Below are 12840 nucleotides of genomic sequence, written 5' to 3'. Positions count from 1 at the left end.
AAAAAGCCGCGTTTGCGGCTTTTTTTATTGACATGTTCCTTCTTTCCATAGAGGAATCGTAAGGGTAACGCTGGTTCCTTTGCCAACAGTGCTTTTAATCTCAAATGTTCCTTTATGCTGATACAAAATGTTTTTAATCACAACAAGTCCAAGACCGGTACCTGAGGGCTTCGTGGTAAAAAAAGGCTTTTGAATGTGCGTAAGCAAATGTGAAGGAATGCCGACTCCTGTATCTTTAATGAAAATAGTAAGATCTTTAGTATGCTGAGTAACGTTTAAATGGATTTCTCCTCCGCTAGGCATAGCTTCGAGCGCATTTTTTAATAAATTAATGAGTACTTGCTTAATTTGATTTGCATCACAGCAGATGTATGTATGCGGGGCTTCCACCTGCGTTTTAACTACGACATTTTTTAATATACATTCTGATTCATACAGAAGAATAACGTCATTTAAAATAGTAGAGAATGCCTGCTTTTTCATAACCGTATCATGAGGTTTAGCGAGCAATAAAAATTCTCCAACGATTGAGTTAATACGATTCAGTTCGCTCAGCATGATGGTTGTATAAGAATGATAGCGGCTGCTGTCTTCATGAATAAGCTGAATAAACCCATTCAGAGAAGTAAGCGGGTTTCGAATTTCATGAGCGATTCCCGCTGCCATTTCGCCGGCTAAAGATAACTTATCGGTTTGGCGAAGAAATTTTTCTGTTTCCTTTTCTTCGGTAAGGTCCCGTGAAATACCAAAAAGCGCAACGACCTGTTTATCACGATTAAAAATAGGTGAAACAGTGATTTCTACATCAATTATTTTTCCGTCTTTTCGCTTATCTTGGGTTTCAAAGGCTACCAGCTTTTCTCCTTTTTTAACCCTTTCCAATCGGCTTTCAGCGCCGCCTTTTGAGCCAGCAGGAATAAATGGAATGGCTTTTCCGACAATTTCTTCCGCTTTCCATCCGTATATTTGCTCAAAAGCATCGTTTACTTTAATCACTTTGCCATCTAGGCTGAACACGGCAATGGCGTCGTGATTGTATGTAAAAAAAGATTGTAAATACTCTTGAGCTGAGTACAGTTCATCTTCGGTTTTGTTCATTTTGATCGTGGTAATAGCAATCAGCTTTTTAGAGAAATGAGCACAGTACAACAAAATAATCATTGTGATCAGCGTAAACAAAATAAAATAAACAATATCTAATTTTACGAAGGTCACAGATGTAAAAAGAGTGTTGCTTACATAAAAGTACAAAACAATCACAATAGACATCAATGTAGAAATTACAATAGCGATATAGCTATAATAAATAAAGCTAACAATAATTCCAAGAAACAAAAATAAATAATTAATAACAGCAGGTTCAATAGATGTCATGTACGCAATATAGGCATAATAGCATATAAAAAAAGAATACATAATGATGGTAGGATGAAAACGAAAGTAATACATAGCCGTCACTACCAATAATAAACTTCCTCCGCTTATAAAAACAATCAAATGAGGGTCAGCTGCAATGAAGTGGTATAACACAATGTGGACAAAATATAGCAGCCAAAAAATAAGTAAAAGAATAAAATTCCGTTTTTTTATGAGGTTGTGTGATTCCATAAAAAATCCCTTTCTTAAATGGTGAATAATTTTATAGGAGAATAACTTTATAGTCAGCTAGTTGCACGATATAGTAATATATCACTCATATTAGCATAGTTACAACTGTGTGAATAGCCGAATTGAGCACTTAGACCAAGGAAGATAGATCTAGAATGTAGCTGGTCATAAACTATTAAGGAAATATGAGGGGAATATGGACGAAATGAAGAGGATGTAAAGCTTTTGTGATAACCTTGTAAAAGTGAACTTTTTTCTAATTGGATAGGCTATACTGCCAGTAGAGCCATATGAATGGTAACTACATAGAGGCTCAGATGATTCGAAAGGAGACGGTAAAATGAACAAAAGTTTATTAGTCAAGTTATTTGGATCACTTCTAGCAATTATGTTAATCACAGCATGCAACTCACAAACGGATGAAAAAGATGCCACAGAACAGCAAACAGAACAGTCGGATGATACTCAAGCGGAGGATACAACTACAGATGATTCACAGGAAACAATGAAGCAAGACGAAGCAGATGATTCATCTGGGGATGAAGCAGCTGATGATCAAGAAGAATCAACGGATAGTGCTGACGAAAAAACAGATGAAAGTAAATAAACGTAAGTATTTCTATAAAAAAAAGCGACTCAAGTAGAGTCGCTTTTTCTATTAGTTTTGCACGGTGATTTCGCTTGCTTCATTTAACGTTACGTTCACTGTAGATACGTCTGCGTCATCTAACAGTAAGTCTGTAATTCGATCTTCAAGCTGTTCTTGAATTGCTCGGCGGAGCGGTCTAGCACCGAATGCAGGGTGATAGCCAAGTTCAGCCAGTTTTTCTTTTACCTCAGCTGCTACGCTCAGCGTGATGTTTTGTTCTTGTAATGTTTCTTTTAATTCAGCAAGCATAAGGTCAACGATTTTAATCAAGTTATCTTTTTCAAGGTGATTAAATTCAATGATTGTATCAAATCGATTTAAAAACTCTGGTTTGAAATAAGATGAAAGTGAATCTAAAACGGATGCCTGTTTAAGTGCGTCATTTTTTGCGTCAAATCCAACCGTAATTTTCTTTTCACCTACACCAGCGTTACTTGTCATAATGATAACTGTGTCTTTAAAGCTTACTGTGCGACCTTGACTATCTGTTAGACGTCCGTCTTCTAGAATTTGCAGAAACATATGCTGAACGTCTGGATGAGCTTTTTCAATTTCATCTAGTAAGATGATGGAATAAGGATTACGACGTACTTTCTCTGTTAATTGTCCTGCCTCTTCGTGACCTACGTAGCCAGGAGGTGAACCAATTAATTTAGACACCGCGTGTTTTTCCATGTATTCACTCATATCTAGACGAACCATAGCATCTTTTGAGCCAAATAGTTCTTCAGCTAATGTTTTGGTTAACTCTGTTTTACCGACACCTGTTGGACCGACAAATAAGAATGAACCAATTGGGCGATGCTTCGCTTTTAATCCAGCGCGAGAACGTCGAATCGCTTTTGCTACTTTTTCTACAGCTTCCTGCTGTCCGATTACTTTTTGAGCTAAGTGCTCTGCTAAATGCTTCATTTTTGCTGATTCATTTTCTTGAAGTTTACCAACAGGGATACCCGTTTTCTTTTCAATAATTGCTTGAATGTCAGCAATATCCACATTCATTTTTTGCTGTTCTTCGTTCAATTGTTTTTCAAGAGCAGCTTCTTCATCGCGCAGTTTTGCCGCTACTTCATATTTTTCATTCTTTAACGCCTGCTCTTTTTCTTTTGTAATTTCTTTTAAGCGAGCGGCCGCGTCGTCTTTATTTGTAATGCCTGCCTGTAAATTCATTTTTGAGCCTGCTTCATCTAGCAAGTCAATTGCTTTATCAGGCAAGAAGCGATCTTGAATGTAGCGGTGTGATAAATTTACACAAGCGCGGATCGCTTCATCTGTATAGCTAACGCCGTGATAATCTTCATATTTACTTTGAATTCCTTTTAGAATTTCAACGGCTTCTTCTACAGACGGTTCGTGAACCATAACCGGCTGGAAGCGTCGTTCAAGAGCCGCATCTTTTTCAATGGAACGGTACTCTTTTAAAGTTGTAGCTCCGACTACTTGAAGTTCGCCTCGTGCAAGAGCTGGTTTTAAAATATTGCTTGCGTCCATTGAACCTTCCGCTGAACCAGCTCCTACAAGAAGGTGAATTTCATCGATAAATAAAATTACGTTTTTTCGCTGTTGAAGCTCAGAAATTAACTGCTTCATGCGCTCTTCAAATTGACCGCGCACGCCCGTATTAGCTACGAGAGATGCTACATCTAATAGATATACATCTTTATTTAACAGCTTGGCAGGAACTTTTCCTTCCGCGATTTTTAAAGCTAACCCTTCGACTACAGCCGTTTTACCAACACCGGGTTCTCCGATTAGTACAGGGTTGTTTTTGTTTCGTCTATTTAAAATTTCAATGACGCGCTCTACTTCTTCTTCGCGGCCAATAACCGGGTCAATCAATCCCGTTTTCGCAATTTGAGTTAAGTTTCGACCGAACTGGTCTAAAAATCCGCTGCCACCATTTCCTTGCTGTGGCTGTTCCGGTGCAGCTTGTTCTTGTGACATTTGCTTGAATAAATCATCGATGTTCATAAAGCCGCCACCTCCAAAACCTGATGGGATTTTATGTTCGTTCATTAGTGCTTGATAACATGTATGACATAAACGATATTGAGATTTTTGATTATTTGTTTGTACATTTAATTGAATAGATGCTTCACGTTTATTACAGTTTTGACAAATCATTTAATTAGCCTCCCTAAATGATTTTAATCGAAGATCAGCAGGTATTTGACCTTTATTGACCTTTCGTAATCTCATTATACTTTGACCTTTTTTGACTTTCAAGTCTTTTGCTTAAAAAATTTTTGAGGGAAGTTCCTCTCTTATGTACAAAAGGTAGTACATTAAAAAAAACGTGTGTTTTGTGTGTACCCGTTTTATATATGTAAAAACATTAGAAGCATTTTGTACAATGATTTGCTTAGATAGAGAACAAATATTAATAAGAAGAAAAGTGGACAAAATGAGTGCAGAGCTTACCGTTGGATAAAATAAGTTATTGACAGCAAGAAGGATAAAAATTATACTCAAGAAGGTTTGCACTTAACTGCGTAAAAGCATAAAAGCGTTTAAGTGAAAAAGAAAGATAGAAAGGGAATACCTCATGAAAAAAGAAATTTCATTTATACAATCAATAGCGGTGGTTTTGGTGCTATTAGCTATTATTTTTGTTTCATTATTTACGTTAAAGCTGCCGCCTCATATTCCGCTGATATTTGGTGTAGCATTTATTAGTGTGATTGGCTTTTTGTTGAAATATAAGTGGACAGAAATGGAGAAAGGGATTTTAGACGGTGTTAGACTGGGCATTAAGCCTATCCTTATTTTAATGCTGATCGGGATGCTTATTGCGATTTGGATGGTAGGAGGAACGATACCGACGATTTTATCCTACGGCTTCCACTGGATTTCACCGCAGTACTTTTTAATTAGTGCTTTGGTTATTACCGTATTAGTTTCAACATTCACGGGAAGTTCATTAACAACCGTCAGTACGGTAGGGGTCGCTTTATTTGGGGTAGGAACTGCTATTGGTGTACACCCAGGGCTAGCAGCGGGGATGATTGTTTCAGGAGCTGTGTTTGGAGATAAGATGTCTCCCTTGTCTGATACAACAAATTTTGCTTCTGGTATCGTTGAAGTGCCGCTTCCTAAACATATTCAGCACATTACGTGGACGACGGTTCCAAGTATTGTTATTACCGCAATTATTGCATTGGTCATTGGGATGAACGGAAATCATGAAAGCGTCAATTACGGGGAAATCCAAGGAATTCAAGACGCATTAAAGCATACGTTTAATTTACACGTGTTAACGTTGCTTTCTCCACTTTTAGTTCTTATTTTTTCCATGAGAAGAGTCGATGTATTGCCAACGTTAGTTTTAGGGATTGTCACGGCCATTATTACAGGAATGATTACACAGCATGAATTTACGCTGAGTCAATTGCTAGGCGTTCTTCAAAGCGGGCCGGCAGTAGAGTCAGGAAATAAAGTAATCGATGCGATTGTAAACAAAGGCGGATTACAGTCCATGATGTTTTCTATTTCTCTTATCATGATTGCCTTGTCGCTAGGTGGCTTGATGAGAGCGGTTGGAATTATTGATGCTTTATTAGAAGGATTAGCAAAACAAATCCGCCGCAGCGGAGACGTTATTTTTGCTACGCTTCTATCTTCAATTGGAGTGAACGTTATTACAGGCGAACAGTATTTATCGATTCTTCTGCCTGGGCAGACGTTTAAGCCACTGTATGAAAAGTGGAACTTAGACCCGAAAAACTTATCACGAACGCTTGAAGACGGTGGAACGGTTATTAATGCTATTATTCCGTGGGGTGTCAGCGGCGCTTTTATTTCAACTGCATTAAATATTCCCGCGGCTGACTATATTCCATTTACATTCTTTAGCATTCTCTGTCCGATCTTTTCAGTTATTTTAGCATATACAGGCATTGGTATTGCCAAGAAAAAAGCTCAGTCTTAACTGGGCTTTTTTCTTTTTGAAAAAGGACAGGTAAAAAACGACAAAAAAAGTATCATTCCACTTTTCAAATCTATAATTTAATAATACAATTTACTATACGTCTTTCTTGTTAATTTATTTGTATGAATTCTTATTTCTTTACAGATGAAGAAATTTGGGTTTTGCGGTATGATAAATAAGCTGTATTGGCGATGGGATGAATGCCCTTTTTAGCAAACATTTAAGAAGGGTAAAGCAAAATGAAAACACTCATTATAAAAGAGAAAAGATATTTATTGAGGAGAGGGTTTCTGTTGAAAAAATGGGGCATCATTGCATTAATCACTGTAGCTGTGCTCGGTGTGACAGCGGTTTTCAACCGAGCTGAAAGTGATGATGTAAATAAAGAAAAATTGAATTTATTATCGCCTTATTCAAATAAAGTAGATGTATATAGCATTACGTATCCTAGTGATAATTTAAAGATAAAAGGGTTTTTAGTACAGCCTAAAGACATTGCAGACAAACATTATCCGCTTTTAGTATATAATCGCGGAGGAAATCGCGAACATGGCATGATTCGCGCAAAAACACTTCAGTATTTGTCATACTGGGCAAGTAAGGGCTACGTCGTTGTTGCGACTCAATACAGGGGAAATGGCGGAAGTGAAGGAACAGAGACGTACGGCGGTAAAGATATTGACGACGTATTAAATCTTATTAAATGGGGAGAACAGCTTCCTTATGTAAATCACCAGCAAAAGGTAGCGCTAGGATATTCACGCGGCGGCATGATGACGTATTTAACGATGAAAAACGGCGTTAAATTTGATGCAGTTGTCGTACAATCAGGTATTACCGACATGTTTCAATTCTATGATCAAAGAGGGCCTGAAATGAAACAAGTGCTGCGGACAATTGTAGGAGATCCGGCGCAGTATCCAGAGAGGTATAAAAGTCGTTCTGTTGTCTATTGGAGCGATAAAGTAAATTCACCTCTTTTAATTTTACAGGGTGATCATGATCGTAAAGTTCACCACACTCAGGCTGAAAAGCTTGTGAAACAACTAGATGAGCAGGGAAAAGAATACAAATACGTACTGTACAAAAACGGAGACCATCCGCTAACTGCTTATTATGATCAATATAACGCGGAAATTGATAAATGGTTTAAAGTACATTTAGCTAAGCAGTAAAGAAATTGGAAGCAGTTTTGATGAATGGAAAAGAGCACCTTGTTTTATCCTACTACATGTAAGCATATAAAAAGGGGATGAAGCAAAATGACTCAGTCTAAAAGTCAAAAAGAGCGTCAGTGGAATGTACGAAAACAATCACAAAACCCATCGCATGGAAAAGTAAAATCTTTTGAAGAACTATCACAAGAAATCACGCCTAAACGTAAATAAGGTAACCATCATATAAAGGAAGACACAAAAAAGGAGAGCTGAAGCTCTCCTTTTTCTATGTTTGTTTATGGATTTGTGGACCACATGCCCGCAGATTTGATAAAAATACGCGGATGCAGTTTTAATTGTGCTACCATAATTTCTGCTAGGTCTTCAGGCTGCATCACTTTATCAGGATTGCCATCCGTTAAGTTTTCTTTATATGCTAATTCCGTTGCTACTGTACTAGGTGTTAGCGCTGTTACACGAATATTGTGTTTGCGCACTTCTAGCGCTAGAGATTCAGTTAAGCCGAGCACACCAAATTTTGAAGCGCTGTAAGCACTTGTAACGGGAGCGCCTTTTTGACCAGCAGTGGAAGAAATATTGATGATGTCTCCACCATTTTTTTCGATTAATTGAGGTAGAACGGCGCGCGTTACGTAGTAAACGCCCATTAAATTCACATCAATGATTTGTTTCCACTCAGCTGGGTCTAGCTCTAAAAAGCTTCCGAATTTACCGATTCCTGCATTGTTGATTAAGATATCCGTTGCCCCTAATTTTGTATGTAGATGCTCAACTGCTGCGTTTACTTCTTCCATAGAAGAAACATCTGCTGTTGCATAAGCAACTTGTACATCAAATGCTTCTAGTTCAGAAGCAACAGCCTTTAAATCTGACTCTGTACGAGCAATTAAACCGATATTTACGCCTTCTTTTGCTAATTCAATCGCAGTTGAACGACCGATACCTTTTCCTGCTCCTGTAATAAGAGCTACTTTGCCTTTAAGTGATTGTGCCATGTATAGACTCCTTTCAATGTTCCGCATAAACATTCTTCATAATAACAAAGAATTATCCATTACTATCCTATAGAAATGCACAAATGATGTCAAAAATAAAGATTATTAAAATGGCTTCAAGTATAAATTTCCTTTTCATACAAAAACTATAGAGACTAAAAAGAAGAAATTCGGTTTCTTTTCGTTCAATGTAGTGGAGGATGAACAATGCGTATAAAAAAACTATCTGAGTTAACGAATAAATCCAAGCAGCGGAAAGAAAAAGCTGATGAATCGAAGGACTCTAAGGAAACTAGTGCTTCTTCTACACAGGAAGAGCAGAAATTATCGGAGAGGGTGGGAGATAATTTATCCCGCATGAAAAAAGCACTGGGGCAGAGCACGGATTTAGTTGTGCGAGAGTTTCGAATTTCGATTGAAGAAAAATTCACTTTAGGTGTTGCTTACATCGACGGATTAGTAAATAAAGACGAAGTTGAACACTATGCGCTGGACTCCATTATGCACTATCACGATGAACATTTAACACATGATGATGGCATCGTTAATATGTACGAATTGATTAAAAGCTATAGTTTGGCAGCGGGTGAAATTATGGAAGCAAAGACATTGGATGATGCTCTTCTTCATGTTTTATCAGGAGATACCGTACTGTTTTTAGAAGGGTATCAAACGTGTATTGTGGCAAGTACAAGAGGGTGGAGAGACAGGGCTGTTTCTGAACCACAATCTCAGACCGTTGTAAGAGGGCCTCGAGACAGTTTTACAGAAACACTTCGAACGAATACCGCATTGATTCGGCGCCGAATAAAATCTCCAAAAATTTGGATTGAATCTCAGCAAATAGGAGAGTTTACAAAAACGGATATTGCGCTCGTTTATATAGACGGCATTGCGGATGAACAGGTCATTCAAGAGGTAAAGGAGCGTCTTTCTAAAATTGATATAGACGGTATTTTGGAGAGCGGATATATCGAAGAGTTGATTCAAGATGAAGATTATACACCTTTTCCTACTATGCATAACACGGAGCGTCCAGACTCCGTGGCAGCAGGTCTTTTAGAGGGACGAATAGCCATTTTAGTAGACGGTACACCTTTTGTATTAATGGTTCCTGCCCTATTTATTCAATTTTTTCAAGCGGCCGAAGATTATTACCAGCGCGCAGATATTAGTACATTGATTCGCTTAATGCGCTACATAGCATTTTTCTTAGCCCTTTTAACACCTTCTGCTTATATTGCTTTAACTACTTTTCATCAAGAGATGCTTCCTTTTGCTTTGTTAATTAGTATTGCAGCTCAAAGGGAAGGTGTTCCTTTTCCTGCTATTATTGAAGCATTTATTATGGAAATCACGTTTGAAATTTTGCGAGAAGCTGGAGTCCGATTGCCTCGAGCAGTAGGTTCAGCTATTTCGATTGTGGGAGCACTCGTTTTAGGAGAAGCCGCCGTACAAGCGGGATTAGTTTCACCTGCAATGGTTATCGTTGTATCCATCACCGCTATTAGTAACTTTGTGTCACCTGTGTATGATATGGCTATTGCAGTAAGGATGCTGCGCTTTATTTTAATGGTTTTAGCAGCTACTTTTGGCTTGTTTGGTATTATCCTGGGGTTAATTTTAATGATTTTACATTTATGCAGCTTAAGGTCATTTGGAGTCCCTTATATGACACCTATGGCTCCATTTGTGAAGCGTGATCAAAAGGATGTTCTGATTAGACGTTCGATCAAAAAAATGAAAACAAGGCCAAAGCTGATTAACGAGAAGAATATTTCACGTCAAAAGACGCAAAAAAACTAAACTGTGTAAAGGTGGCCGTTTACTATGAAAGCATTTCTAATGTTATGTATCTGTTCATTGCTATTAAGCGGCTGCTGGAGCAGTAGAGAGTTGAATGAGCTAGCCATTACGGTTGCTGTCGGAATTGATAAAGCAGAAGATGGCATCATTGTTACAGTTCAGCTGATTAACCCTGGTGATATTCAGGCCAAAACCCCTACAAACGGGCCTTCTGTTACCACATTTTCTATTAAGGCTTCGTCTGTAATGGAAGGGCTAAGAAAAATAACGACGAAATCCCCGCGGAAAATTTATCTTTCTCATTTACGAATGCTAGTCATTAGCGAAAGCATGGCGGAAGAGGGTATTGCTGAAGTGCTTGATTTCTTTGCTCGGGATCATGAAGTGCGTACCGATTATTTTGTTGTTGTTGCTAAAAATACGAAAGCATCGAGCGTTCTGAACGTATTAACAACAATCGAAAAAATACCAGCTAACCATATGTTTGCTTCATTAGACGTGTCACAGCGTATTTGGGCACCTACTAGAGGAGTAAAGTTAAATGAACTGATCAGCAACTTAACCAGCGAGGGAAAGCAGGCGGTATTATCAGGAGTATTGGTGAAAGGCAATGTAAAAAATGCAGGAGATATGTCGAGCATTTCTCGCACCAATCTTTCCACACTGCTCAATTTCAAAGGATTAGGTGTCTTTCAAAATGATAAGCTTATCGGCTGGTTCAATGAAGACGAAAGTAAAGGATATAACTATATTACAGGAAATGTAAAAAGTACGTTGATTGTTATTCCATGCGAAAAAAAAGAAAAAAAGCATGATATTATCGGAGTAGAAATGCTTCGAACGAATGTCAAGGTGACAGCTACTATGAAAAATCATAAACCTCATATTCACGTTGATTTAAAAGGAGAAGCTAACGTAGCTGATGTAGAGTGTCAAGTAAATTTACAGGACCCAGCTGTAATCAATATGCTCGAACGAAAAACAGCAGCCGACGTAAAAGAAAAAATGAATGATGCAGTAGAAAAAGCTCAAAAAACCTATAAAAGCGATATCTTTGGTTTTGGCGAAGCGTTTTACAGACAAGATGTAAAGAGATGGTACAAAATGAAAAGAGACTGGAACAGAATTTACGCAGAGGATTTAACCGTCGATTTAGATGCAAAAGTTCAAATCCGTCGCTTAGGCACGTTAAATAACTCATATATGAAGCAAATGAAGCATTAAGGAGAAAGAAAATGGAGGGATTTATCGCCTTACTTGTACTGCTTGCTTATTTGACTAAAAAAATAATGATCAACTTCCGAAAGGAAAAGTATTATCGTGAAATAGTCGTCTACCTTTGTCTCATAGGTTTGGGTCTATTCTTTTGGGGAGCGATTACACTCCGTAAAGAAGTTCCTACGCCTCTGTACTTTTTAGAGGCACTAATTAAGCCTCTTACTAGAACCGTTCATCATCTGTTATTCACGTGAGCAAGCATGTAGGAGAGAAGGTGTGTATGATGCAAATAAAAGAATTTATTAGTCCGAAACAATTTCTTTTTCTAATTTATGTTTTTTGTATCGGAAGCGCCATCTTGGCAGTTCCGGCTACATTATTAGAGACGAATAGACAAAATGCGTGGTTTTGCGGTGTGCTTGCTATTGGCTTTGCACTTTTAATCGTTGCGGTGCTTTTATGGCTGATTCAGCGTTACCCTCAGCAAACATTCATTCAAATAGCTAAAAAGGCGCTAGGTCGTTATGCCGGAACGTGTATTTCTCTTATTTACATTTTCTTTATGTTCATTCAATCTACGTTTTCGCTTCGAGACATCAGTACATTTATGACGACTCAAATTGTCCCTGAAACGCTGCCTACGTGGATTCATGCGCTTGTTCTTTTAGCTGTTATATACGGAGGGTATCTAGGTATTGAAGTGGTAGGGAGAACCGCGGAAATCTTTTTGCCGTGGATTGTGGTCCCCTTTTTATTGTTAATTGTTTTAAATATTCCTCAAATGAAAATTGATCGTCTTTATCCTTTTTTTGAATTCAGCATGGGTGATTTAGTATTAGGGACCACTTATTTTTTAGGAAACCCGTTTATGGAATTGGTTTTTATTCTAATGATTACGCCTCATGTAAAAGGTGGAAAAAAGGTAAAAAGAATGTTTGTTATCGGCACTGTCGCATCGGGCTTGACGATTACGATTGCAGTTGCGGCTTGTATATTAGCTCTTGGCGCGAATATTGCATCGATGCACAGCTACCCAGTTTATTTATTAGGAAAAATGATTTCGTTAGGTGCAACGATTCAGCATGTTGAAGTATTAGTAGCTATTATTTGGATGTTATCTATCTTTTTTAAAGTTGTCATTGTGTTCTATGCTATTCAGTTAAGTATCGTCCAACTGTGTAATTTACGGGTGCGCAATTTTTTAAGCTTTCCTTTAGGTCTAATTATTACAGGCGTGGCGTATTACATTATTCCCAATACAGCGTACTTCAATTATTTTGAAAAATATTACTGGCCGTTTTATTTATTTGTACTAAGCGTCTGTTTTCCGTTGTTATTTATTGCGCTTTCTTATATAAAGAAAAATAAGGCAGCTAAAGGCGATAGAAGCCAACAAACATAGCATTATTTATACGCATGTGGTATAATACGAGGACAATTCAAGAAGAAACTCCGTGC

General features: G+C 37.9%; 11 protein-coding genes. 8 read left to right on the top strand and 3 right to left on the bottom strand.

Annotation, left to right across the window (positions count from 1 at the left end):
• Positions 1 to 24 precede the first annotated feature (24 nt).
• Positions 25 to 1608: a PAS domain S-box protein gene (locus tag AC4NPH_RS08735; RefSeq protein WP_491938689.1), complete on the bottom strand. Its 1584-nt coding sequence runs from the start codon at positions 1606 to 1608 to the stop codon at positions 25 to 27.
• A 340-nt stretch (positions 1609 to 1948) separates the two neighbouring features.
• Here AC4NPH_RS08735 and AC4NPH_RS08730 point away from each other — a divergent pair, with 340 nt between their 5' ends.
• Positions 1949 to 2215: a hypothetical protein gene (locus AC4NPH_RS08730; RefSeq protein WP_013055972.1), complete on the top strand. Its 267-nt coding sequence runs from the start codon at positions 1949 to 1951 to the stop codon at positions 2213 to 2215.
• Between the two features lie 51 nt (positions 2216 to 2266).
• On the opposite strand, the gene AC4NPH_RS08725 is transcribed toward AC4NPH_RS08730, so the two are convergent.
• On the bottom strand, positions 2267 to 4381 hold the full coding sequence (locus AC4NPH_RS08725) for an ATP-dependent Clp protease ATP-binding subunit (protein ID WP_013055973.1): 2115 nt from the start codon (positions 4379 to 4381) through the stop codon (positions 2267 to 2269).
• A gap of 421 nt (positions 4382 to 4802) precedes the next feature.
• Between AC4NPH_RS08725 and nhaC the strand changes: the two genes are divergently transcribed.
• The 3 genes from nhaC (at position 4803) to AC4NPH_RS08710 (ending at position 7573) form a co-directional block, all read left to right on the top strand.
• Positions 4803 to 6185 carry a Na+/H+ antiporter NhaC gene (gene nhaC, locus AC4NPH_RS08720; protein ID WP_097813237.1) on the top strand — a complete coding sequence of 461 codons (1383 nt, stop codon included), beginning with the start codon at positions 4803 to 4805 and terminating at the stop codon, positions 6183 to 6185.
• A gap of 293 nt (positions 6186 to 6478) precedes the next feature.
• On the top strand, positions 6479 to 7360 hold the full coding sequence (locus tag AC4NPH_RS08715; protein WP_013055975.1) for an alpha/beta hydrolase family protein: 882 nt from the start codon (positions 6479 to 6481) through the stop codon (positions 7358 to 7360).
• An 87-nt stretch (positions 7361 to 7447) separates the two neighbouring features.
• A complete protein-coding gene (locus AC4NPH_RS08710) occupies positions 7448 to 7573 on the top strand; it encodes a DUF6254 family protein (protein WP_013055976.1) in 126 nt (41 codons plus the stop codon).
• Between the two features lie 65 nt (positions 7574 to 7638).
• Here AC4NPH_RS08710 and AC4NPH_RS08705 read toward each other — a convergent pair whose 3' ends face one another.
• Positions 7639 to 8358: a 3-ketoacyl-ACP reductase gene (locus AC4NPH_RS08705; RefSeq protein ID WP_013055977.1), complete on the bottom strand. Its 720-nt coding sequence runs from the start codon at positions 8356 to 8358 to the stop codon at positions 7639 to 7641.
• A 207-nt stretch (positions 8359 to 8565) separates the two neighbouring features.
• Here AC4NPH_RS08705 and AC4NPH_RS08700 point away from each other — a divergent pair, with 207 nt between their 5' ends.
• The 4 genes from AC4NPH_RS08700 to AC4NPH_RS08685 are packed head-to-tail and all read left to right on the top strand — an operon-like array spanning position 8566 to position 12784.
• A complete protein-coding gene (locus AC4NPH_RS08700; RefSeq protein WP_491938688.1) occupies positions 8566 to 10164 on the top strand; it encodes a spore germination protein in 1599 nt (532 codons plus the stop codon).
• Between the two features lie 24 nt (positions 10165 to 10188).
• Entirely contained in the window at positions 10189 to 11388 is a 1200-nt protein-coding gene (locus AC4NPH_RS08695; RefSeq protein WP_029325090.1) for a Ger(x)C family spore germination protein, read from the top strand.
• An 11-nt stretch (positions 11389 to 11399) separates the two neighbouring features.
• The gene (locus AC4NPH_RS08690) at positions 11400 to 11636 is read left to right on the top strand and encodes a hypothetical protein (RefSeq protein ID WP_013055980.1); all 237 of its coding nucleotides are present in this window, start codon (positions 11400 to 11402) and stop codon (positions 11634 to 11636) included.
• A gap of 26 nt (positions 11637 to 11662) precedes the next feature.
• Positions 11663 to 12784 carry a GerAB/ArcD/ProY family transporter gene (locus AC4NPH_RS08685; protein ID WP_029325092.1) on the top strand — a complete coding sequence of 374 codons (1122 nt, stop codon included), beginning with the start codon at positions 11663 to 11665 and terminating at the stop codon, positions 12782 to 12784.
• The last annotated feature ends 56 nt before the right edge of the window (positions 12785 to 12840 follow it).

It is taken from the genome of Priestia sp. MDV22-iso46, from assembly GCF_058629175.1.
Note: the sequence above shows the minus strand (reverse complement) of the source record. Positions and strands in the feature narration are given on the sequence as shown.